This is a genomic window from Hymenobacter qilianensis, from assembly GCF_014489555.1.
GTDB classification, from domain to species: domain Bacteria; phylum Bacteroidota; class Bacteroidia; order Cytophagales; family Hymenobacteraceae; genus Hymenobacter; species Hymenobacter qilianensis.
In genome coordinates this window covers 4,249,215-4,272,098 of the sequence record NZ_CP060784.1, presented here as the reverse complement: position 1 = coordinate 4,272,098, position 22,884 = coordinate 4,249,215, and the positions used below count along the sequence as shown (strand labels likewise).

The window sequence follows — 22,884 nt, the reverse complement described above, 5'->3', positions numbered from 1 at the left end:
CCGGCTCGTTGGCGAAGGAACAAAGGTAAGGTTTTGCCCCCCAGGAAACCAGAAAGCACCTGTTCGGGGTTATCTTTGTCCATTCATTTCTCTCGGGACTTTATTTGTGGCTGGCATCATCGCTCCACCCGTTAGGTGGAGTCAAAAAAGCCCCCAGAAGGTTCTGCCTCGCATTCCCATGATTATTATACAGAACACTGTCATCTCCGATGACGTTCGCGACAATTTCTTTGTTTGCAATCTGGAAGTTTGCAAAGGCGCGTGCTGCGTGGAAGGCGACCTCGGCGCTCCTCTAGAAGAAGCTGAGCTAGCCATTCTGGAAGCCGAATACGCCAGCATCAAGCCTTTTCTTACTGAAGCCGGCCAGCAGGCAATCGAGCAACAAGGCCTTTACATCAAAGATTGGGAAGGTGATTTCAGCACCACCACCATCAATGACCGAGAGTGCGCCTATGCCCTCTATGATGAGCGTGGCATACTGAAGTGTGGCATTGAACAGGCCTATCTGGCCGGCGCCACCAGCTTCAAAAAACCTGTCAGCTGCCATTTGTACCCCATTCGTATCAGCAAGTACGACGGGTTCGAAGCCCTGAACTACGATCGGTGGGGCATCTGCAATCCTGCCTGCTCCTTCGGTGCCGAGCTGGGGGTACGGGTATATCAGTTTCTGAAGGAGCCCCTAATTCGCAAGTATGGCGAAGAATGGTACGATGAATTGGTGCACGAAATAGAGCAGCCTAGCGCATAACATAACCAAGAAAAAGCCCCCAGAATAGTTCTGGGGGCTTTTTCTTGGTTATGAACTAGAAATTCTGGCTAAACAGTCGAAAAGTCAAACGTATCCAGAAACGCAGTTGTGAAGTTGCCGTCCTTAAAGCTTTGGTTGTCCATCAAAGCCAGGTGAAACGGAATGGTGGTTTTCACGCCTTCCACTACAAACTCACTTAAGGCGCGCTTCATTTTTACAATGCATTCTTCCCGCGTCTGAGCAGTGGTGATAAGCTTGGCTATCATCGAATCGTAGTTCGGCGGAATGGTGTAGCCAGCGTACACATGCGTATCAACCCTAACGCCGTGGCCGCCCGGAATATGCAGCGTTGTAATCTTGCCAGGAGCAGGGCGGAAGTTATTACGCGGGTCTTCCGCATTGATGCGGCATTCCATGGCATGCATCTTAGGCTCGTAGTTATTGCCCGAGATAGGCACGCCCGCTGCAACCTTAATCTGCTCTTTAATCAGGTCATAGTTGATGATTTCCTCCGTTACAGGGTGCTCTACCTGAATGCGGGTATTCATCTCCATGAAATAGAAATCGCGGTTTTTATCAACTAAAAACTCGATCGTCCCTACTCCCTCGTAGCGAATAGATTTGGCGCCGGCTACGGCAGCATTGCCCATTTTCTTGCGTAGGTCCTTGGTCATGAAAGGAGAGGGAGCTTCTTCCACGAGCTTCTGGTGGCGTCGCTGAATGCTGCAATCACGCTCAGAAAGGTGAGCGGCACGGCCAAATTGGTCCCCAACGATCTGGATTTCGATATGGCGCGGCTCTTCTACAAACTTCTCAAGGTAGATACCATCGTTACCGAAAGCTGCTTTGGCCTCCGTGCGGGCATCGTGCCAACCTTTCTCCAACTCTTCGTCGGTGCGGGCCACGCGCATGCCGCGTCCGCCGCCTCCGGCCGTAGCTTTCAGAATAACCGGATACTTGATTTTGTGCGCAATTTTCAGCGCATCCTGTAAGGAATCAAGTAGGCCTTCCGAACCAGGAATGGTTGGCACTCCGGCTTTTTTCATGGTCGCTTTAGCCGAAGCCTTGTCGCCCATGCTATTGATCATTTCAGGCGATGCACCAATGAATTTGATACCGTTTTCCTGGCAGATACGGGAAAATTCCGCGTTTTCCGACAGAAAGCCATAGCCAGGGTGAATGGCATCAGCGTTGGTGATTTCTGCCGCAGCAATCAAAGTTGGGATATTCAGATACGACTGGGCGCTGGCAGGAGGACCAATGCACACTGCCTCATCAGCAAAGCGTACGTGAAGGCTTTCCTTATCAGCAGTGGAGTATACGGCTACCGTTTTGATACCCATTTCCTTGCACGTGCGGATAATGCGCAAGGCAATTTCACCCCGGTTAGCAATCAGTATTTTTTTAAACATGATGGTTAAGGTCTGGGAGCAACTAGATTGGGAGCTTGATTGAAAAGGAAAGGTCTTGGTAGCTTAAGATATTTGTGCAAGTCATCCGACTCGCCAAAACCTAAGCTACCAAGACCTCAAGGCCCAAAAATTACATTGGCTCGATCAGGAATAGGGGCTGATCGTATTCTACCGGAGAGGAGTTCTCTACCAATGCCTTTACAATACGGCCTGAAGCTTCTGCCTCAATCTCATTGAACAGCTTCATGGCTTCAATAATACAAATGACCTGACCTTTTTCGACCATGTCACCCACGTTCACAAAAGCAGGTGAATCGGGGCTGTTGGAACGATAGAAAGTGCCGATCATAGGGGCTTTCAGCGCCTGATAATTAGCCTCAGAAGGCTCACTAGCAGTAGTAGCAGGCGTAGTGGTGATGGGTGCGGGTGAAGAAACAGGAGCAGCTACTGGGGCCGGCGCCTGAGGCGCAGCCGCCGGGGCGGGCACAGCCATCGATGTGCTGATTACCGGCTTATAGCTGGGGTCGCGCTGTACTGAGATCTTGAATTCCTCAGTTTCGATGTTGACTTTGTTCAAACCCGATTTGGCGATGAAATCGAGCAATTCCTGTAGTTCTTTGGCTTTCATAGCAGGCTGCTTCTGCGGCGACTTATTTAACTCTTTCGACATAGGAGTAGTCGCGGGTATCCACGCGAATTTTTTCGTCCTGATTGATGAACAATGGTACCTGGATACGGGCACCTGTTTCCACCGTTGCGGGCTTAAGCGTATTTGTGGCTGTATCACCTCGCAAACCAGGCTCGGTATACGTTACCACCAGTTCTACTGTCGTTGGCAATTCAGCGGTAAGCGGCTGCTCTGTTTCAGCGTGAAACAAAATCGTGACTTCCTGCCCATCCTTTAGCAAATCGGCGAAGGGCACCATTGCTTCAGGCAATGTTACCTGCTCAAAATCTTCCTTATTCATGAAGTTGAAGCCGTACTCATCCTTGTACAGGAATTGGTGAGGACGTTGCTCCACCCGAGCGGTTTCTACCTTCACACCTGCATTAAAGGTGTTATCAATTACACGCCCGGTTTTAATGTTGCGCAATTTAGTGCGTACAAAGGCTGGGCCCTTTCCAGGCTTCACGTGTTGAAACTCGGTAATAACGTGCAACTCGTTGTTGTAATTCAGGACGAGGCCGTTACGGAAGTCTGCGGTGGTGGCCATTTTTTAGATACTGGTTATTGATGGTTAAAAGCTGAATGTGTCGCTGGATTGCTTAGATAAAGCCGTAGGCAGAATCTACTCAATCGTTAACGTACTAAGCTCAGCATTTCCGAAAGTGCAAGTATAGAGTTTTTCTGCGTGCAGTTGACTAATCAGACTATTTACTGGATAGTCTTAGTATCGTATGCCCATTTGAGGTATAATGACCCCCAGGTGAATCCTCCACCGAATGCGGCAATAATAAGGTTATCGCCTTTATGTAATTGGCTCTCGTAATCGGCTAGGCAAAGAGGAATGGTACCGTTAGTGGTGTTGCCATAGCGATGAATGTTAAGCATCACCTTTTCGGGGCCGACACCCATCCGATGAGCTGTTGCGTCAATTATACGCTTGTTGGCTTGGTGCGGCACCAGCCAGGCTACATCATTGGCCGTGAGCTGATTGCGCTCCATTACTTGAGCAGCTACTTCAGCCATGTTTTTCACGGCAAATTTGAACACCGTTCCTCCCTCTTGGTATACGAAGTGTTCCCGGCCTGCAACAGTTTCTGCCGACGGAGGACGACGGCTGCCGCCTGCCTTTTGATGCAAGAATGGCTCACCGTTGCCGTCAGAGCAAAGCTTCTGATCGAGTAACCCCAAACCATCAGTATTAGGCTCTAAAAGAACTGCACCCGCACCATCGCCGAAAATAATGCAGGTAGAACGGTCGGTATAGTCAATGATGCTCGACATCTTGTCGGCACCTACGATGATCACCTTTTTATAAGTGCCAGTCTGAATAAACTGGGCACCCGTAGCTAGAGCAAACATAAAGCCCGAGCAGGCAGCCTGCATATCGTAGCTGAACGCGTTTTTGGTCCCTACAGCCGCTGAGATGATATTAGCGGTAGCAGGAAATACTAAATCGGGGGTAGTAGTAGCGCAGATAATTAGGTCAATATCCTCGGCTTTGGTGCCTGTCTTTGCTAGCAATTGCTCAACGGCTTTTATCCCCATAACGGAGGTGCCTTGTCCTTCGCCTTTCAGGATGTGCCGCTCCTGTATGCCTGTGCGACTTAGAATCCACTCGTCGGTAGTATCCACCAGGGTTTCAAGCTCCTTGTTGGTGAGTACGTAGTCGGGTACATAGGCACCCACTCCGGTGATAGCGGCAGTTATTTTCATCGAGAAAGACGGACGTAGGCGGCAAAAAAAGTCCGGCCAGAGCCGGACTTAGTCACTAGGACTTAAAGGTGCTCTTTATTTGGTCTGAAATACCAGACTCGGCCATTTTGTAACCCTGTAAGAGCATATTACAAATAGCCAGCGGCGTACTCACTCCGTGCCCAATGATGGCGTTGTCATTTATGCCCAAAATAGGACTGCCACCAAAAGCCTCATAATTGAAGTTGTCGAAGAAGGGGTCGTGCATCTTCTTCTCATTCAGAATCTCATAAATGGATTCTGCCATCTTCAAGACTACGTTGCCTGTGTAGCCGTCGCAGATGATTACGTCGGCTTTGGAGTTGAAAAGGTCGCGCCCTTCAATATTGCCGATAAACTGCACGTGCGGATTTACCTTCAATAATTGATAAGCAGCCTGCGTCAAGGCTGTGCCTTTGCCCTCTTCCTCGCCTAGGTTCATCAAACCCACTTTAGGGGCTTCAATACCTAACACATAGTGCGCATAGAGAGAGCCCAGTTCGCCAAATTGCTCGAGCATTTCTGGTTTACACTCCGCATTGGCTCCCACATCTAACAAAATGCCTTGCCCACCTGCTAGCTTCGGAACAAAGTTCGCAATGGCTGGCCGCAATACGCCGGGTACAGCTTTTACGCTGAACATAGCGCCTACGAGCATGGCACCTGTGCTACCGGCTGAGCAGAATGCATCTAACTCGCCGGCATGCAACATTCGATAACCCACGGCAATACTGGAATCCTGCTTCTGCTGGTAGGCTTTGGCAGGATGCTCACCCATTGCAATTACTTGCGTGGCCGGGATAAAGATGAGGTCGGCAGCGGCGGCGCCGTGCTGTTGGAGCAAAGGGCGCACGGCCTCTTCCTGGCCGATGAGCACAATCTGAGCCGCACCGTTTAGCTGTTGGGCAGCCATTACGGCGCCATCGACGGCAGCCTGGGGGGCAAAATCGCCCCCCATTGCGTCCAGGGCTATCTTCATGTACAGGAAATCAAGGGGAGTACGGAGTCGAAATGGCGGGCTGGCAGGCAGACGCTACCAGCAAAGCGAGGCTTATTCTTCGTCCTCGGTTGGGGCAGCGGCAGCGGCGATAGGAGCGAAGTCCTTTACTGCTACTTTACCGTGCAGATATAAGTCGCCATCTACTACATACGCTTTGTGACGCAAGTGAGTCTCGCCAGTAGTCTGGCAGATAGAAATAGCCTTGGGAGTCAGCTTATCGTGGGTGCGACGCTTGTCGCGGCGGGCTTTGGAGGTTCGGCGCTTAGGATGTGCCATGGTAAATTATGAAAGTTGAATGTGAACTTAAAAGGGAGAAAATCGAATTGACGAGTAATCTTAATTCAGATTGCGGAGCGCATCCCAACGTGGGTCGGAATCGTCTTCGTCCTCATCGTCGGCCTGTCGGGTCGTGAAAATTAGCTTGGCGTCAGCGTCCGGATTATCGTCGGGCTCGTTCTGAAAACGTGGATGCAGCTTCTTCATCGGAATAGCTAACCCGATGTAGTCGAACAAGTGCTGCGCAATTGGGAGAGTTTGAGTATCGGGCGTGATTTGCAGCACGTCGTCGTCCAACTCCAGGTATTGATCCCCGAAGCGTACGCGCAATTGGTGGCGCACATCAATAGGTTGATCAAAATCTTCCAGGCTCCGGTCGCAAATAAGGCGGACAGTGCCCTTGATGTGAAAGTCGAGCGTCAGCAGCAAATCTGTTTTGGTCAGCTCCACATCAGCATGAAGTTGACCATCCTGAATCAGCTGTTGATCAAACTGCTCGAAAAACGCTTTGCCCAGCTCGAACGCAAAATGATGCGTTTTATGGGCCAGTTTAGCAATAGCTATGTCGTATTGCGAGTCCTTCTTCACGGTTGAGATTTATAGCAGGGGGCAAAAGTAGGAAGATTTTGCCGTTTTTTAAAGCAGGGAAGCAGTATGGAGCAGCTAAGCGTTTTTCAGAATGAAATCGGAAGGGATGCCGAGTCGCTCGTACAGGCGTTTGGCCAGATCGAGTGAAACGCGGCGCTTGCCACTCAGAATCTGGGAGAGACGTCCGGCGGGCACTTCCAGTAGTTGCGCCAAATCTTTCTGCTTGAGGCGCATCTGCTGGCGTTTGAGCTCAATCATCTCAGCCAGTGAGGTTGGCAGATTAGGAATGGGAAGCAGTCCTAACTTGCTTTCATAGGTGTCGATACTCATGATCAACTCCCGAAACTCGGCTTCTAGTGCGGCGTTGCCCTCTACTCCAGCGGTTGCCAGCGCGTCAAGGCGACGCAGGGCAATGCGGTAGTCGGTAGGGGTTTGAAGAACCATGAAAACGAGATAAAAGCAAAACGGAACCGAACCGGCTCCGCTCATTCCTGCTACAAAATTACGGCTGAATTTTAAAAGAACAAATTATATTTCGTTTATAGAAAGAAAGTTTCGCTTTCGTGCCAAGCTTTTAGCAGTAAGGCTGAACAGCCTCAGTAAGATATTCTATATAAAAAAAGCCCCCCAGAGCAATGCTGGGGGGCTTTTAGTGTTATCTGCTAACGACGTTTCTCTACTACTAGGCCTTGCCGTTGGCGAACTAAGTCGCAGGCTAGATAAAGTGCTTCCCGGAACGAGGTTTCATCCGCTTTGAATGTGCCCGCCAATCCGTAGGCTGTGCCATGGTCGGGAGAAGTGCGCACTATGGGTAAGCCGGCCGTAAAGTTGACTCCCCGCTCGAAAGCTAGCGTTTTGAATGGAATCAAACCCTGATCGTGGTACAACGCTAGCGTCGCATCGAATTGGTGGTATTGGCGAGTACCGAAGTAGCCGTCGGCAGGGAAGGGGCCATAAACCAAATGGCCTTCTTCCAGTAATTGCTGAATGACGGGCGTCACGATATCAGCTTCTTCAGTGCCTAGCAAGCCTTTCTCCCCAGCATGCGGGTTCAGGCCCAATACAGCTACACGAGGCTTCTGAATTCCAAAATCCTGACGCAGAGAAGTCAGCAAAATCCGCAGCTTCTTGGTTAAAAGCTCCTTTGTTACTCTGCCTGAAACGTCTTTCAATGGAATGTGACCCGTGACGGTGGCCACGCGTAAATCTTCACTTACCAAGAACATCAGGCTCTCGGGAGCCCCGAAAAAGCTGGTTAGGAACTCAGTATGACCGGGGTAGCGGAAGTCGTCGGCCTGGGTGTTCTCCTTACTAATGGGTGCCGTTACGATGCCATCCAGCAACCCTTCTTTCAAGTCGCGGCAAGCGGCCAACAACGATTGCCGGGCGGCGGCACCGCTCGCTGCGCTGGGCTGACCAGGCGTGAGCACAAAGTCTTCGTCCCAACAGGTAACGGCGTTGGGCTTGCCGGTGGCAATGTCGGCGGCGGCACGTACCTGGCGGAAGGTTAACGGCTCGGTGTGCTCTTCCGTGGGGAAATCGTCGAATAGCACCGTGGCCGTGCCGTAAACTACCGGCGTGCAGTATTTAAGCAAGCGCACATCGCGCAGGGTTTTGTAAATGATTTCGGGTCCGATACCGGCAAGGTCGCCGACAGAAATGCCGAGGCGTGGCAATTGGGACATGGAGAGGAGCTAGCGAATGTAGAGGAGTGAACTCCTCACTTTAAGAAGAAAACAAAGAGCGTGGGGCATTAATACGTGCTTTTCAAAAAGTCATATAGCAGCCGCACGCTGGTGCCTGTGCCGCCTTTGCCACGGTAGCTGTCGGGGGCAGTGAGGAAGGCTGGGCCGGCAATGTCCAAGTGAATCCAGGGCGTGCCTTCGATGAAGCGCTCCAGGAATTTGCCCGCTGAGATGGCTCCTGCTTCAGCTTTGCCTAAGTTGTTGATGTCGGCAATATCGGACTTGATATGCTCGGCGTACTCTTCCCACAGCGGCAGCTCCACGATGCGCTCGTGCGTGCGGTTGCCCGCTTGCTTAAGCTGAAGCATGCGCTCATCGCCAGCGGTGCCCATCGCTACTAGGCCTTCTTTACCAACAGCGCGAGCCGCGGAGCCGGTAAGGGTGGCAATGTCGAAAACCAGCTCCGGCTCATATTTGCGGGCGAAGCTGAGGGCATCGGCCAAAATCAGACGGCCTTCCGCGTCGGTATTGAGAACTTCAACCGTGAGGCCGCTGTGCATTTCGAGTACGTCGCCGGGCACGAAGGCCAAGCCACCAGGCCGGTTGTCGGTGGCGGGCACCAGGCCGATTACGTGCAGGGGTATTTTATTTTTGGCCAGCGCATACAGCACGCCCGTTACGGCCGCGCCGCCCGCCATATCGCACTTCATCATGTCCATGGAGCTGGGCGTAGGCTTCAGGCTGAGTCCACCCGTGTCGAACACTACGCCCTTGCCTACCAGCACGTAAGGCTTCGCGTTTTTGGCCCCCTCCGGCTTGTACTCCATTATAGTGAAGGTCGGCGGCTCGGGGCTGCCCAGATTTACGGCAATCAGTCCGCCCATGCGCAGTGCTTCGATACGGGCAAGGTCCAGAATGTCGGTATGAAAACCGGCTTCTTCACCCGCCGCCGCCATGCGCTCCGCAAATTGAACGGCATTGAGGCGGTTGAGCGGCTCATTAACAAGGTCACGGGCCAAAGACACGCCTTGCAGTACGCCTACTAGTTCCTGAACCGTTTCGGCCTGAAGGTTGGTGCCCACCAGATTTACTTTGGTCAGGGGGGCATTTTGCCGTGATTTCTCGTCTGTTTTATAGCCCCCAAACTGATAAGCAGTCAGGTAGATACCTTCAGCCAGTGGTAGCGCACCCGTGCCATCGGTGGTCAGATCCTGAATGAAAAGCTCCCCAACTTTATCCGCTTTAAGCGAAGCATGCAGCTTGTGGCCAGCCTTGCGCAAGTCTTCCGCTTCCAGCTCAGGAGTGGCTTTGGAGGCGGCTACTATAAAGTAGTGCCGATGGGAGAAGTGATTGACAGTGATAAGCTTATTGTCGGCGGCGAGTTGCTCGTGCACATAGTTCCGGGCCGCCTCAGGCAGGTCGGTGAGGGCGCTGGGGGCAAATCGCGAGTACCGGCGGGTAGCACGAAAACAGTATCGGCACCAGCGGGCACCGTGGAGGCGTACGTGAGTTGAAGGGCCATAAACAGCAGAAGGGCGGAAGTGAAGGTCAGAAGCCCACCGACAGGCGTATCTTTGGGCGCCGCAAGGTAAGCAGAAGGAAGGAGCTAGGAGTCAGAAGTCAGAAGTTAGGATTACCCAAATTCCTTCTTCTCATTTCTTTACTTTTTATGCTTAACTCTTTCTTCCGGCTCCTTGCTTCTAGCTTCTGACTCCTAGCTCCTTCCTTCTGTGGACCACGTTAGCCCCAAAAAACACCTCGGTCAACACTTCCTGGCCGACCCCAATATTGCCCGCAATATCGTGGACGCTTTGCGTTTGCCCGATGGAGTGGCTCACGTGCTCGAAATTGGCCCCGGCATGGGCGTACTCACCGGGAATCTGTTGCAGAACCCTGCCTACGAAACGAGTGTAGTGGAAATTGACCGGGAGTCGGTGGCTTATCTGGAACGCAATTTCCCCTCGCTTGGGGGGCGAATTATCTCCGCCGACTTTCTGCGGCAGGATCTGAGCCAGCTATTTCCGGGTAAGCCGCTGAGCATCATTGGCAATTTTCCTTATAACATATCTACCCAGATTTACTTTCAGGTGCTGGCTCACCGGCAGCAGGTGCGGGAGGTGGTGGGCATGTTGCAAAAGGAAGTGGCTGAGCGCATTGCTGAGCCGCCGGGCTCTAAAGCATATGGAATTCTGAGTGTGCTGGTGCAGGCGTTTTATACCGTGGAAATGCTGTTCGCGGTGCCGCCCCACGTGTTTGTGCCGCCGCCCAAAGTGCAGTCGGCCGTCATTCGGCTTACCCGCAACACCACCGAGCATCTGGATTGCGATGAGAAGCTGTTTTTCCGGGTAGTAAAGCAGGCCTTTCAGACCCGCCGCAAGACGTTACGCAATGCGTTAAAGCCATTCGGTTTGCCCCCAGAGGCCACTGCTGATCCTATTTTTGATAAGCGTGCTGAGCAGTTAGGTGTAGCTGAGTTTGTGGGCCTGACAAAGCTGGTAGAACAGCATCAGCAGAATGAGGCCCAAGCTGCGGAGGAAGCATAGCTGGCTTTAATATTTTTATTCAATGCTTATCACCTATAAGGTGGGTAGGTATTCGCTCGGTAGTAGGGAGTATATCCTGAAAACGGTAAAAACCACTCAATCATGTCTCTTTGTCTCGTCGTCGACGACCTGCATCCTTCGTGGCAAAGCCTGTTTCAGGCAGCCAACATCACCACTCATTATCGCCCTGACCTGACGGCTGCTGAAGTGCCCACGGCGTTGGCGGCGCATGCGTATGAGGGCTTAGTGGTGCGTAGCAAGGTGCGCGTGACGGCCGAACTCTTAACCCACGGACCAACGCTCCGCTATGTAGCCCGGGCCGGCGCCGGCGTAGATAATATAGATGAAGCGGCAATGCAGGCCGCTGGCGTTACGCTCCTGAACGCGCCTGAAGGCAACCGCGACGCGGTGGGTGAGTTCGCTTTGGGCCTGTTGCTAGCGCTCCTGCGCAATATTCCGCGGGCCGATCAGGAAGTGCGCCAAAGTATCTGGCAGCGCGAAGCCAACCGAGGCGAGGAGCTGGGGGGCAAAGTGGTCGGAATAATTGGCTACGGACATATGGGGCGAGCCTTTGCCCAGCGACTCGCCAGTTTTGGCTGCACGGTGCTCGCCTACGACCACACCCCGGCCTGCATACCTGATCATCACGCGACGCTGGTGACGCTGAATGAATTGCAGCAGCGAGCCGAAGTATTGAGTCTGCATATTCCGTATTCGGCCTCTAACCACCATTTTGTGAATGAGACGATGCTGCTGGGTTTTCGCAACCCCATTTGGCTGCTGAATACGGCCCGGGGCGAAGTGCTTGATCAGGCGGCTTTGGTGCGCGGCCTGCAAAGCGGGCAGGTGCGGGGAGCAGCCCTGGATGTACTCGAAAATGAGAAGCTTACTACGCTCACACCAGCCCAGCAGGCAACGTTCGATTTTCTGAAAAAAGCCCCCCAGGTTATCCTTTCGCCCCATATTGGCGGCTGGACGCACCAATCATACCAACGCATCAATGAAGTGCTGGTCCAAAAAATTGAAGCCTTTCTGCGGGGCGCGGCGCCGCTCAGCTAGCGTAAGTTGGGCAGGATTCGTATATTTGTCCTAAACCTGTTGGGGAGAACGGTTGGCTTTGCCGACCGTTCTTCTTGTTTTTTAGCTTACCATCCCACCGTCATGGCCACTGTTAATTATTACACCCCCGAAGGCCTGCAAAAGCTCAAGGACGAGCTCCAGGACCTGAAAATCCGCGGCCGGGCCGAGGCTGCCGAGCAACTGCGCGACGCCCGCGACAAAGGCGACCTGAGCGAGAATGCGGAGTACGACGCCGCCAAGGACGCGCAAGGTCACCTGGAACTGAAAATCTCCAAGCTTGAAGAAGTTATTGGCAATGCCCGCGTGATTGATGAATCGAACATCGATGCGAGCAAAGCTTTGATAATGAGCAAAGTCAAGCTTAAAAACATGAAGAACAACATGGTGCTCGACTACATTCTGGTAGCCGAGGAAGAAGCCAACCTCGCCGCCGGTAAGATCTCCGTGAAGTCGCCGATTGGCAAAGGCTTGCTGGGCTTGTCCGTGGGCGACGTAGCCGAAATTACGGTGCCCGCTGGTAAGCTGCAGTTTCAGATTCTGGAGATTTCGCGTTAAGCGCGTCGGCGCACTGCGCACTTGAGAATAAAAACAAAGAGGCGAGACTTGAACAGTCTCGCCTCTTTGCGTTCCAACTTATTTCTACCTTACCGAGCGGTGCAGCACTAAGTTGAGCTTTTGCAGAGACGCGCACTGGCGTCTCGTGGTTGAACGACCGGAACTGCGCCAGCTAAACAATCTCAGCAACGATCAGACGCGAATTCGCGTCTCTACAGCCAATTGCGCTTCAAACTCCTACAAAACCATTCGCTATGCCTTCTATCTTTTCCCGCATCGTTTCGGGCGAGCTGCCAGCCTACAAAGTTGCTGAAGACGCTGATCATCTGGCCTTTCTGGATATTACGCCTTTGGTAGAAGGCCATACCTTGGTTATTCCGAAGCGCGAGGTCGATTATATCTTCGATTTGCCCCCGCCGAGCTGGCGGCCCTGCATCAGTTTGCCCAGCGCGTGGCGCAGGCCGTGCGCGAGGCCGTGCCGTGCAAGCGCATTGGGGTGGCGGTTATTGGCTTGGAAGTGCCGCACGCACATATCCACCTGATTCCGATGAATCGGGTGTCGGATATGAATTTTGCGAATCCGAAAATCAAAGTGGCCGAAGCGCGCATGAAGGAGCTGGCCGCCGCCATCAGCGCCAAATTGCCCCCCGAGGCAGAAGCAAGCGCACAAGGCCAGGCCACCGAGCCAGCGCCTGATTCTAAAGCAGCTCGGGAATCCAGCAAGGCAAAAATGCCCTCCAGCGACGATGCCCCGGCCTCCGACGCCGTTATGGACCAGCTGCAAACGATGACCAAAGGGCTGTTCTATATGAGCGAGTCGGATGCGCCGCTGGAAGCAGTGAGCTACGCCGCTCCCGAGGGTGAGCTCACCGACGCCGCCCTGCTGAGACTGCTTGGGCAGCCCGACGGCACCCCAGTAGAAACGAAGGAGCTAACGGTGTTTTTGCGCAACCATACTGCTGATAACGGCGTGCTTAACAATGTAGAGCTAGCCAACCGCTTTAAAGCCCTGCAGATGTTTATGAAGCAGGAGCTGCAGGAAACCAAAGTTTATCGCATTGGCAAAGGGCCACAGATTCAGACGTTTGCACTAGGAAAAACCGAAGAAGGCAAGCTGGCCGGCTTCAAAACCGTGCTGACAGAAACCTAGAGCGTAACTCCTTGCAATTGAACACCTTCCTGCCTGATGAAATACTGTGTTTCTCTGCTTAGCGCTTTCCTGCTGTTCAGCGAAAGTAGCTGGGCCCAATCGGCTACCGCGCCTCCAAAATCTGTTCAGAAAGCGCTGAGCAAGGTAAGCGCCGACAATTACAAGGCCCACGTGCAGTACCTGGCCGATGACAAGCTGCAAGGCCGGCTGCCGGGTACGCCGGGCTATCAGATGGCCGTTGAGTACGTTGTAGATCAGCTTAAAAAGGCAGGGGTAGAGCCCGCCGGCGACAATGGCAGCTTCACCCAGCAGGTGCAGCTGCGGCGCGCTTTCACTGAGCCCGATGCTGCCTTGCAGCTGCAAAACACAGCAGGTCAGGCCACTGCACTGAAAGCGGGCGAAGAATTCATCTTGTATCCTAACCCTGAAGTGCCCCGCACGAGCGTGACGGCAGCTCCACTGGTATTTGCTGGATATGGCATCAGCGCCCCAGGTCTGGGCTACGACGACTACGCCGGCCTCGATGTGAAGGGCAAAGTAGTGGTAGTGACCCGGGAGGAGCCAAAGCAGTTTCCGGCCGCCGTACGCCTTTACAATATAGATGTCTTAACCATTCTGCAAACGGCCGCCCGGCATGGGGCCGTGGGCGTGCTTTTGGCTTTCCCGAAGCCTTCCTCCAAGCTGCCAAACTTCAGTCGGGGCGTTGTGAGCGTGCTGGGGCCTGATGGTAAGGTAAGTGTATCGCGCAGCTACGCTGGGGGGCAAATTCAGGTGTTAGGCGCCGTAAACGCGGCCACTTTAAACCAGCTGTTTGCCGGTGCTGCTACTGATACGGCCACTGCCTTCGCAACGCTGCGTGCTGGTCGGGCGGCTTCTGCACCCTTACTGCCGCGCGTAAGTGCCACCCAATCATCGCGCTACCAGGATATAGCCAGCTTCAACGTAGTAGGCAAAATACTGGGCTCCGATCCTCAGCTTCGGGCTGAATACGTGGTGCACAGCGCCCACCTCGACCACATGGGAATTGCCGCTCCGGTGCTGGGCGACTCGCTCTACAACGGCGCCCACGACAATGCAACGGGCGTGGCTAGTCTATTGGAAATTGCCAGTGCCTACAAGAAGCTAAAGCAAAAACCCCGGCGCTCGATTCTCATCGTTGCCGTGACCGGGGAGGAAATGGGGCTGCTGGGCTCGGCGTATTTTGCCCAAAACCCGACCGTGCCCAAAGCGCAGCTGGTGGCCAACATCAACACCGATATGCCCACCATCATCGCTCCTTTATTATCGGTGGTGGCGCTGGGGCGGAGAATTCCTCCTTGGCCGTGCCTGTAGCCACGGCCAGCCAGATGATGGGCCTGACGGTAGAAGACGACCCCGAACCCACTCAAAATCGCTTTATTCGCTCCGATCAATATAGCTTTGTGGCTCAGGGAATTCCGGCCCTTCATATCAAGTACGGGAATAAGACTGCCGACGGTAAAAATAACTTAAGCGAGCAGGTGCAGGTATGGCGGGCCAAGTATTACCACAAGCCCCAAGACGATATAAATGGGGTGTTCGACTTTGAAGCGGGCAAGAAGTACGCGCAGCTAAATTTCCTTATCGGCTACCAGATTGCCAACCAGGTCCAACGCCCCACCTGGAACCCCGGCAACTTCTTTGGCCAGGCAAAAAAAGCCCCCCAGCCATAGCTCAGGGCATCATGCAATAGCAGCACTGAATGCCCCGCCGCAACCTGGGGCTACAGCTTCGCTTTGGCTGCCAGAAGGGCGATGCACAGTCCCATTACCGCAATAATTGAAAAAGAGATCCGCAGACTGGTAGCGCCCGCAACCAGCCCGATAAGTGGCGGGCCGATTAAAAAACCCAGAAAACCCACCGTGGATACCGCCGCCAGCGCCACGCCCGGCGACATGACAGTGGAGCGTCCGGCTGCTCCGTACACCAGCGGCACCACCGACGAAACCCCAAACCCGACAAGCAGAAAGCCTACGATTGCCGGCCAGAGCTGCGGCACCAGCACCGCCAGCAACAGCCCGGAAGCTGTCAGCAGGCCGCTGAGCTGTAAGGTTCGGGCGCGGCCAAAGTGACTCGTGAAACGGTCGGCTACGAAGCGACCTGCGGCCATAGTGCTCATAAACGCAGTGTAGCCAGCACCTACCCACGCTTTCTCGGCCTGTACAACCTTCCGAAAATACACCCCGCTCCAATCGAACATGGCGCCTTCGCAGATCATACAGCAAAAGGCAATAAGACCCAGGATAAGTAAGGATTTATCGGGTAAAACAAATATTGGCTGGTCGGTGGACGCGCTATTGGCGTCGGCAGGCAATATGTAGCGACCGGCCACCAGCACGCCCGCTATGATAAGACCGGTGATTAAGCCGAAGTGCGGCAGTGGACTGATGCCATACCCGATCATAATAGTGCCTACGGCCGCGCCCACAAAGCCCGCCAAGCTCCAAAGGCCATGAAACGACGCCATAATAGAACGGCTGTAAAGCGCTTCTACACCTACTGCCTGCGTGTTAATGGCGATATTGAGCATGTTGGCTGCCAGCCCGAAGAACACAAGGCAGCTTACCAGCTGCAATGGATTGGCAGCAAGCCCCAGCGTAAGCAAGGTAAAAGCGTACAAAAACGCCCCTGCCAGCGCCACCCAGCGGCTGCCGTGCCGGGCCACCAACCACCCCGACAGCGGCAAGGACAGCATCAGGCCCACGGGTAGCGCCAGCAGCACTAGCCCGAGTTGGGTGTCAGAGAAGCCCATCTGTTGTTGAATAGTAGGTATGCGCGATGCCCAGCTCGCAAAGCATAAGCCCTGCAAAAAGAAAATTGCACTGACAGCCACCCGATGCACGTGCGGCGAAGTAGCTGGAACAGAAGTTTGAGTAAGCATAAGCAGTATGAGGATAGCTCTGGCGAACGAGCATTGAGACAAAAAAAGCCCATGACGCGCCGATGGACGCATGATGGGCAGGATAGTGGGTGAGAGAAAAGGGAGCGGAACGAACTAACTCAAGAGGTAGCTCGGGGCAAAAATACGGCGAAGATCTTTACAAGTTGCCAAGCAGAACAGTCGCTGGGGGCAATCTGGCTGTCACGAGGTAGCGTACGCAAATATGAATTAGGAGCGTGCCACTAAATAATCACCTACTCCGTCATGCAGAGCAGCGCGAAGCATCTTGCGAGCTGAGGTTGCCACACTAACTGTCATGCTGAGCTTGCCGAAGCATCTCTCCCGCTTCGTTGAGCACCGATTGGAATTAGTCACCAGTAGAGATGCTTCGACTCCGCTCAGCATGACGTTCTTGGTTAGTAGAGTAGCATTCCAACGAAACACGCGAGATGCTTCGCGGCGCTCTACATGACGGGCTTTGTAAGTATTTATTGCCTTACTACCGCGTTGGCCCCGTATCCACTCGCGCTTCCAGGCGGTCTTGCGCTTCCAGGGGAATGTTGCTCAGCAAATCAAGGCCGGTAGCTTCTTCAATAGCATCGACCGATACGCGGTAGCGGCTCCAGTCGGGGCTGACGCTCTGATCGTTGGGTGTGTCTATGGCCAGCACACGGGCCTGACCAGCCGCAATGCGCTGGAGGTCGTTGGTGCCTTCGGGCAGGACAACCAGCACCTTCCAGATGCGGGCGGGCACCGTGATGCGGCCCTGATCGATGGTAGTGGCGCGGCCGTTGAGTCCCGTGCCGCCCTTGCCGTAGTTACCCATGATAATGTAGACCTCATTACCGGCATCAACCAGCCGCCGCCCATACTCTTCCAGCCCCGACCAGGTGCGTTGGTTGTTATTAGCGGCCTGAGGTATCATATTGGTCATGAGGAAGGTAGCAGAGTTGTCGTCCAGGTCGGTAGTGCGGTCGGCGGAGGGGCAGTTATGGCCCCGGTCGAAGCCCGAGCCGAGGTAGCTGCCGGTGGAAACCTGGTAGAAGCCGCGGGGCAGGGCAGGGTCGGGGCGGAAGTCGTCCTGGCGGGGGGCGCTGCCCATCCAGGCCCGATTCAGATGCCAGCTTACCCAGTTCGGAATGCCCCGGCCGGCGTTGTAGCTCATGGCGTACTGGTGCTTGCTGAGCAGGTAATTGTTGGGTGTGCTCAGGCTGCTGGTAGCGCCGCTGGGGTTGCCGAGGGCCATATTGTCGTCGCGGCTGACCACGACGGCAGTGCGGGCCGGCGAGCTGGGCGCGGGCACAGAAGCAGGTGCCACTGCCGGCGTAGCAGCGCCGGCCGCCGTAAGCAAAGCAATATCATCGAGGTTGAGGCGGGTGTTGCCGCCATCTGTTTTGCGGATCTCCAGCCGCAATTTGCCCCCGGACTTACCCCGAAGGTGCTCAGGGTGAGGCGCGGCCCGCTGGTACGTACCGCCGCGCCGGCCCGCTGGTACTGGCGGCCACCGTCCTGACTTATCCATAGCTCCCAAGTGCTGGGCGCGTCGTCGCCGTAGGTAGCGCTGCTGATGCGCACCGACTTGATGCCAGCGGGCGCGTCGAAGTTCATGCGCAGGCGGCCCCGACCCCGGAGACGCACGGCGCGGGTGCCGTTTTTGTGGTCGGTAGGCGCGGAGCCGATCATGGCATCGGTGAAGTGCCAGGAACCGGAAGGCAAAATTTCATCGGCCTCCGCATAAGCGCCTTTGCTGCCCGTCTCGAAGGTTTCGAGCAAGGCCGGCGTTGCCGACTGCACTGGTATGGCGGACGGCCCGCCTGGCCGCGTAGACGAAGGCGTTTCGGGTGTTTGCTGAGAACAGGCCAGCGGCGCCAGGGCCAGCAAGAAACCAGTAAATAGGAGAGAGGCGGGCAGACGCATGGCTGGGGGCTTTTTAGAGTTACAACAATACAAATAAGCAGTGTAGGTTGCTGCCCGCGTGCGGTCGCAACGCGTCTCTACCGCACGCGGCAGATATGTTTACCTATTCAAATAATTCTATACTTTGAGCCATGAAGAAACTACTTTTCCTCGGCCTGTTTTGCTTATGCATGCAGATAGCACAGGCCCAGACTGCGCCCACTGCGGTGGCAGCCAGCGCGGCGGCCAGCAAAGACGACGATACGATGGTGCTGGCTCTGAGCGGCACGTCGGCAGAAAGCTGGCGGCGGCTGGCTCAGGTGCTGGTGCAGCGCGGCTACAGCATCGCCCACAGCGATAATTCCCTGTTTACGGTTACCACAAATGGGCTGTTTAAGCGCAGTATTGGAGTGTTGAGTGTGGCGGGCACCGTGGTAGGCGAGACGTTGCAGGTGCGCCTATACTGGGGCAGTGCTTCGGACACCGGCGGCGGGCAGCCCTTGCTTACCCGCCGCAAGCAAAGCGAGCGGTGGGTAGAGCTAGTAGCCATTGGGCAGGCATATGGCGGGCCCGTAAGCTACACGACTTCCGTACCTGACTAGAAAGGCAGCCCCTTCGTGCCAAAAAGCCCCCGGGGCTGGTTATGCAAGAGAAGGTGGGCTAGTGGGCGAGGCTCTGCCAAAACCCTAGCATTACCCGCCCCTGACCATTACCTTGCTACCTAAACTGCCCTTTCTATGGTCTCAACTACTACCCTAAAATCATTGCTGGCCGTCAGTACGTTAGCGGCTGCCTCACTTCTCGGTAGCTGCGGTAGCTCCGATACTACTGCCACCGCCGACCCCGCCGCTGAAGTCAATGAAAGCTTTGAGCGCTATAAGAATCAGTTTATCGATTCGCTCTGGTACTACAATCCACGGCTAGCCTCGGCAAAGGGCAATCATCGGTATGATTCACTGTTAGTTATCCCGACGGCGGCGCGGCGGGAAGTAGAGGCTGCTGCCCAGACCCGGATGCGCAAGAGCCTGACGGGTTTCAAGGTCAATGATTTGTCGGCGAATAACCAGACCGATTATCATCTGCTGCTTAACTATCTGGATAAGTCGCGCTTTTATAGCGATACCCTGCGCAGCTGGTCCTGGGACCCTTCCAGCTATAACCTGGGCGCGTCGGTTGCCGAAATCCTGAACGGCCGCTACTATCCGCTGGATCGGCGGCTGCGGGCAATTTCCATTAAGATCGACCACGCCCCTGATTACTACGAGGCGGCCCAGACCAACATCGAGCGTCCGACCCGTGAGCACACCGAGCTGGCCATCTTGCAGAATGAGGGCGGGTTGCAGGTGTTTGGGCCAGCGTTGCAGGACTCCATCAAACGCTCCGGCTTGGATGCGCGCGAGAAGAAAGAGCTGCAAGACCGCATTGCCACCACGCGCCTGGTAATAGAGAACTACCTGAAGTTTTTGCGCGGCGAAGTGCTGGCGGGAGGCAAATTTCGGAGCTTCCGCCTGGGTAAAGAGCTGTTCGACCGCAAGTTTGCTCTGGATATTCAGTCGGCTTACTCCGCCGATCAAGTGTACCAGAAAGCGCAGGATAACCGGGCTTACCTGCTGCGTGATATGGGCCGCCGCGCGGCCCGTCTGTGGCCCAAGTACTTTGCCGGTCAGCCCATGCCCACCGATTCGGTAGCCATGATTCAGCGCGTAATCAGCCGCTTATCGGAAAAGCACGCAACGAAGGAGGGTTTCGTGGAGGCTGTGAAAGCTCAGATTCCAGTGTTGATAAAATTTGTCAACGATAAGAAGCTGCTCACCCAGGACCCGAGCAAGCCGCTGGTCGTGCGCGAAACGCCGCTCTACATGCGCGGTAGCGGCGCGGGCGCCAGCATTTCGGCCCCCGGCCCTTACGATAAGGCCGCCAATACCTACTACAACGTAGAACCGCTGGACAACCTTACGCCAGCTCAGGCCGAGAGCTATCTGCGTGAGTACAACGACTATACCCTCCAGATTTTGAACATCCACGAGGCTATTCCGGGCCATTATACCCAACTCGTATATGCCAACCGCTCGCCCTCGCTGGTAAAAGCCATTTTTGGCAACGGCGCGATGGTGGAAGGCTGGGCCGTGTATGCTGAGCGCATGATGCTGGAGAGCGGCTACGGCCAGAACAGCGACGAAATCTGGCTGATGTGGGACAAATGGAACATGCGCGTGACCCTCAATACCATCCTCGACCACGAGGTGCACGTAGGAAATATCTCCCGCGAAGCGGCTCTGAAAATGCTTCAGCGCGACGGATTTCAGGAAGAAAGCGAAACGACTAACAAGTGGCGTCGGGCCACGCTCTCGCAGGTGCAGCTCAGCAGCTACTTCAGCGGCTACACCGCCATCTATGATCTGCGCGAAGAGCTGAAAAAAGAGCTGGGGGCAAATTTGACCTCAAATCCTTTAACGAGCAGTTTCTGAGCTATGGCAGCGCGCCCGTCAAGTACATTCGGGCCATGATGCTGAAGGCAGTTTAAGTACCTAAAGTATAGCTATGTAATAAGGAGGCCGCGCCAAATGGGAATCTTTTGGGCGGCTTTCTTGTCTGCGGGCCGTGCGGTTGAGTTTGGGGTTGTCTTTGTTTGTGTTGGCTGCTACTATGAAAGATTCTACCCCTTTGGGCGTTTTGGATACCGATGATGAAGGCTTGCGCCGCCTCATTCATGAGCATCTTAAAGTGTTCGTTAAGTTTACTTCGCCCAACTGTAAGATCTGTGAGCAGCTTGCGCCGCATCTTGTCCAATTTGCTGATCAGGAGGTGTTTGCGTCCATCCGCTTCCTGCGTCTGAACTCCGACGAAAATCCGGTGGCTCAAAAGATGATGAAGGAAAAGGTGGCCCCCTTCTTTGTTTCGTATTGCCAGGGCCTTTTGCTGGAGTGCGACACGCTGTATGTTGAAGAAGAAGTACGAAATATGCTCACCCGACTACGGCATTTCATCCCTCAAAAAGCCTAGAACGCCTAAGCTTATGCAAGTGCTGCTACCCCGACCTACACCATTGATTAATTATTAGGCACAGGTTAGATGACAGGTGAGAGGAGCATAAAAGCTGGGCTTGCTACTCTGTTTTCTTCCCGTCCCTCAGCGGAACATCGCCGCCAATCCAGATACTTTTCTGGTTGACAAACTCCCGGATTCCCAGGTACGACAGCTCTCGCCCGTAGCCCGACTTCTTGACGCCGCCAAAGGGCATCTCGGGCGAAGATTTTACCATCGAGTTCACAAAAACGGCCCCCGCCTCCACCCGGCGGGCCAGCGCTTCGCCCCGCTTCGCATCGTGGGTCCAGATGGCGCCACCGAGGCCAAACGGCGAATCGTTGGCCAGCCGGACAGCATCGTCGGCGTCGTGGGCTTCCAGAACAAGCGCCACGGGCCCAAACAATTCCTCGTGGTAGGCTCGCTGACCGGGCTTCACGCGGGAAAGAATCATGGGCCGAAACAGGGCATTCCCCGCCTCAGATTGCCCCCCATACAGCTCTACTTTTGCCCCCTGACGCACGGAGTCTTCTACTTGCTCCGTGAGCTCGTCGGCCAGATCGGGGCGGGCTAGCGGGCCGTATTGCGTGGCTTCATCCAGTGGGTCGCCGGTGCGAAAAGCCAGCAGATGAGTCTTTAATTGGTTGATAAACTCCTTGATGACAGGTTTTTCCACAATAAACCGCTTGGCCGCAATGCAGCTCTGGCCCGCGTTGATCATGCGGGCCTGGGCAGCTGTTTTGGCGGCCAGCTCCAGGTCGGCGTCGGCCAGCACGATAAAGGCGTCGGAGCCCCCCAGCTCCAGCACGGTCTTTTTGATGTGAGCGCCCGCAGTAGCGGCCACTTTCGAGCCGGCCAGCTCGCTGCCCGTCAGCGTAACCGCCTTCAGCCGATCATCAGCGATGAGCTTTTCTACGAGGTCGCTGCCAATCAGCAGGGTCCGGAAGGTGGCAGCAGGGAAGCCAGCATCGTGGAAAATGGCCTCCAGGGCCAGCGCGCACTGAGGTACGTTGGAGGCGTGCTTGAGCAAACCCACATTACCAGCCATCAGGGCCGGCGCCGCGAAGCGGACCACCTGCCAGAAAGGGAAGTTCCAGGGCATTACGGCCAGTACAACACCCAGGGGCTCGTGGGAAATAAAGCTGCGCTGGGCGGGCGTCTTTATCAGCTCATCCTGCAGAAATTCTTCCGCGTGGTCGGCGTAGTAGTCGCAGGTGAGGGCGCATTTCTCCACTTCTGCCCGACCATCGGCCACGGGCTTGCCCATTTCTATAGCCATCAGGCGGGCTAGCTCATCCTGACGCGCGCGGAGCAGGGCAGCGGCACGGTGCATACGCTCTGCGCGGTGCGCAAAGCTGGTAGTGCGCCAGGTAAGCGCTTCGCGGGCGGCCTGTGCCAGAATGCGTTCTGTTTTAGCCCAAGAGAATGCCCGGAAACGTCGCACAACGCGACCGGTATAAGGGTTGAAGGATTCGATAGCCATGCGGAAAGTAATAGGACGAGTAGTGATTGATAGGGTACGCAACCTGTAGGGAGTTGGTAAAGGCAAGAACAAAAATGTGGTTTTGTGGTATATCCACGGAAACCCGGCAGTGTACGTAAGCACAACAGCTATTTCAACTGTATCAGC

At 54.8% G+C, this 22,884-nt stretch carries 25 protein-coding genes; 11 read left to right on the top strand and 14 right to left on the bottom strand.

Annotated elements, in window-relative coordinates:
• Positions 1–178: 178 nt before the first annotated feature.
• Positions 179–748: a DUF3109 family protein gene (locus tag H9L05_RS19395; RefSeq protein ID WP_187732300.1), complete on the top strand. Its 570-nt coding sequence runs from the start codon at positions 179–181 to the stop codon at positions 746–748.
• A 68-nt stretch (positions 749–816) separates the two neighbouring features.
• Here H9L05_RS19395 and accC read toward each other — a convergent pair whose 3' ends face one another.
• From accC to H9L05_RS19345, 10 genes are all read right to left on the bottom strand, one after another.
• Positions 817–2,160, bottom strand: a complete 1,344-nt coding sequence (gene accC, locus H9L05_RS19390) for an acetyl-CoA carboxylase biotin carboxylase subunit (RefSeq protein WP_187732299.1) — start codon at positions 2,158–2,160, stop codon at positions 817–819.
• Between the two features lie 130 nt (positions 2,161–2,290).
• Positions 2,291–2,788 (bottom strand): acetyl-CoA carboxylase biotin carboxyl carrier protein, encoded by a 498-nt coding sequence (accB, locus tag H9L05_RS19385; RefSeq protein ID WP_187734347.1) that lies wholly within the window; start codon positions 2,786–2,788, stop codon positions 2,291–2,293.
• A gap of 22 nt (positions 2,789–2,810) precedes the next feature.
• Positions 2,811–3,374, bottom strand: coding sequence for an elongation factor P (gene efp / locus H9L05_RS19380; protein ID WP_133273208.1), 564 nt, complete (start codon positions 3,372–3,374; stop codon positions 2,811–2,813).
• A gap of 161 nt (positions 3,375–3,535) precedes the next feature.
• Complete coding sequence (locus tag H9L05_RS19375) at positions 3,536–4,540, bottom strand: beta-ketoacyl-ACP synthase III (protein WP_187732298.1); 1,005 nt, start codon at positions 4,538–4,540, stop codon at positions 3,536–3,538.
• 55 nt (positions 4,541–4,595) lie between these two features.
• Positions 4,596–5,537 carry a phosphate acyltransferase PlsX gene (gene plsX / locus H9L05_RS19370; RefSeq protein WP_187732297.1) on the bottom strand — a complete coding sequence of 314 codons (942 nt, stop codon included), beginning with the start codon at positions 5,535–5,537 and terminating at the stop codon, positions 4,596–4,598.
• Between the two features lie 72 nt (positions 5,538–5,609).
• Positions 5,610–5,834: a 50S ribosomal protein L32 gene (gene rpmF / locus H9L05_RS19365; protein ID WP_187732296.1), complete on the bottom strand. Its 225-nt coding sequence runs from the start codon at positions 5,832–5,834 to the stop codon at positions 5,610–5,612.
• A gap of 60 nt (positions 5,835–5,894) precedes the next feature.
• Positions 5,895–6,422 (bottom strand): YceD family protein, encoded by a 528-nt coding sequence (locus H9L05_RS19360; protein WP_187732295.1) that lies wholly within the window; start codon positions 6,420–6,422, stop codon positions 5,895–5,897.
• Between the two features lie 75 nt (positions 6,423–6,497).
• On the bottom strand, positions 6,498–6,866 hold the full coding sequence (locus H9L05_RS19355; protein ID WP_187732294.1) for a helix-turn-helix domain-containing protein: 369 nt from the start codon (positions 6,864–6,866) through the stop codon (positions 6,498–6,500).
• Between the two features lie 218 nt (positions 6,867–7,084).
• A complete protein-coding gene (gene pdxA / locus H9L05_RS19350; RefSeq protein WP_187732293.1) occupies positions 7,085–8,107 on the bottom strand; it encodes a 4-hydroxythreonine-4-phosphate dehydrogenase PdxA in 1,023 nt (340 codons plus the stop codon).
• Between the two features lie 68 nt (positions 8,108–8,175).
• Positions 8,176–9,501 carry a leucyl aminopeptidase family protein gene (locus H9L05_RS19345; protein WP_223284580.1) on the bottom strand — a complete coding sequence of 442 codons (1,326 nt, stop codon included), beginning with the start codon at positions 9,499–9,501 and terminating at the stop codon, positions 8,176–8,178.
• A 336-nt stretch (positions 9,502–9,837) separates the two neighbouring features.
• On the opposite strand from H9L05_RS19345, the gene rsmA reads away from it, so the two are divergent.
• The 7 genes from rsmA to H9L05_RS25320 all read left to right on the top strand — a co-directional run bounded on the left by rsmA (position 9,838) and on the right by H9L05_RS25320 (position 15,126).
• Positions 9,838–10,650: a 16S rRNA (adenine(1518)-N(6)/adenine(1519)-N(6))-dimethyltransferase RsmA gene (gene rsmA, locus H9L05_RS19340; RefSeq protein WP_187732292.1), complete on the top strand. Its 813-nt coding sequence runs from the start codon at positions 9,838–9,840 to the stop codon at positions 10,648–10,650.
• A 102-nt stretch (positions 10,651–10,752) separates the two neighbouring features.
• A complete protein-coding gene (locus H9L05_RS19335) occupies positions 10,753–11,709 on the top strand; it encodes an NAD(P)-dependent oxidoreductase (RefSeq protein WP_187732291.1) in 957 nt (318 codons plus the stop codon).
• A 102-nt stretch (positions 11,710–11,811) separates the two neighbouring features.
• A complete protein-coding gene (gene greA, locus H9L05_RS19330) occupies positions 11,812–12,285 on the top strand; it encodes a transcription elongation factor GreA (RefSeq protein ID WP_133273200.1) in 474 nt (157 codons plus the stop codon).
• Positions 12,286–12,539: 254 nt separating this feature from the next.
• The gene (locus tag H9L05_RS19325; RefSeq protein ID WP_394368451.1) at positions 12,540–12,827 is read left to right on the top strand and encodes an HIT family protein; all 288 of its coding nucleotides are present in this window, start codon (positions 12,540–12,542) and stop codon (positions 12,825–12,827) included.
• On the top strand, positions 12,737–13,435 hold the full coding sequence (locus tag H9L05_RS24220) for a nuclease A inhibitor family protein (RefSeq protein WP_394368450.1): 699 nt from the start codon (positions 12,737–12,739) through the stop codon (positions 13,433–13,435). The genes H9L05_RS19325 and H9L05_RS24220 overlap by 91 nt, the downstream gene beginning before the upstream one ends.
• A gap of 36 nt (positions 13,436–13,471) precedes the next feature.
• Positions 13,472–14,767, top strand: a complete 1,296-nt coding sequence (locus H9L05_RS19320; RefSeq protein ID WP_262892578.1) for a M28 family peptidase — start codon at positions 13,472–13,474, stop codon at positions 14,765–14,767.
• Complete coding sequence (locus H9L05_RS25320) at positions 14,758–15,126, top strand: M28 family peptidase (RefSeq protein ID WP_262892713.1); 369 nt, start codon at positions 14,758–14,760, stop codon at positions 15,124–15,126. The genes H9L05_RS19320 and H9L05_RS25320 overlap by 10 nt, the downstream gene beginning before the upstream one ends.
• A gap of 50 nt (positions 15,127–15,176) precedes the next feature.
• Here H9L05_RS25320 and H9L05_RS19315 read toward each other — a convergent pair whose 3' ends face one another.
• From H9L05_RS19315 to H9L05_RS19305, 3 genes are all read right to left on the bottom strand, one after another.
• Complete coding sequence (locus H9L05_RS19315) at positions 15,177–16,334, bottom strand: MFS transporter (protein WP_187732290.1); 1,158 nt, start codon at positions 16,332–16,334, stop codon at positions 15,177–15,179.
• A 499-nt stretch (positions 16,335–16,833) separates the two neighbouring features.
• Positions 16,834–17,652 carry a DNA/RNA non-specific endonuclease gene (locus tag H9L05_RS19310; protein WP_223284579.1) on the bottom strand — a complete coding sequence of 273 codons (819 nt, stop codon included), beginning with the start codon at positions 17,650–17,652 and terminating at the stop codon, positions 16,834–16,836.
• Positions 17,541–18,251 (bottom strand): hypothetical protein, encoded by a 711-nt coding sequence (locus H9L05_RS19305; RefSeq protein ID WP_187732289.1) that lies wholly within the window; start codon positions 18,249–18,251, stop codon positions 17,541–17,543. The genes H9L05_RS19310 and H9L05_RS19305 overlap by 112 nt, the downstream gene beginning before the upstream one ends.
• Positions 18,252–18,382: 131 nt before the next feature.
• On the opposite strand from H9L05_RS19305, the gene H9L05_RS19300 reads away from it, so the two are divergent.
• From H9L05_RS19300 to H9L05_RS19290, 3 genes are all read left to right on the top strand, one after another.
• Positions 18,383–18,832 carry a hypothetical protein gene (locus tag H9L05_RS19300; protein WP_187732288.1) on the top strand — a complete coding sequence of 150 codons (450 nt, stop codon included), beginning with the start codon at positions 18,383–18,385 and terminating at the stop codon, positions 18,830–18,832.
• A 135-nt stretch (positions 18,833–18,967) separates the two neighbouring features.
• Positions 18,968–20,698: a DUF885 domain-containing protein gene (locus tag H9L05_RS19295; RefSeq protein ID WP_223284578.1), complete on the top strand. Its 1,731-nt coding sequence runs from the start codon at positions 18,968–18,970 to the stop codon at positions 20,696–20,698.
• Between the two features lie 178 nt (positions 20,699–20,876).
• Positions 20,877–21,233, top strand: a complete 357-nt coding sequence (locus tag H9L05_RS19290) for a thioredoxin family protein (RefSeq protein WP_187732287.1) — start codon at positions 20,877–20,879, stop codon at positions 21,231–21,233.
• Between the two features lie 103 nt (positions 21,234–21,336).
• Here H9L05_RS19290 and H9L05_RS19285 read toward each other — a convergent pair whose 3' ends face one another.
• A complete protein-coding gene (locus H9L05_RS19285; RefSeq protein ID WP_187732286.1) occupies positions 21,337–22,737 on the bottom strand; it encodes an NAD-dependent succinate-semialdehyde dehydrogenase in 1,401 nt (466 codons plus the stop codon).
• Between the last annotated feature and the right edge of the window lie 147 nt (positions 22,738–22,884).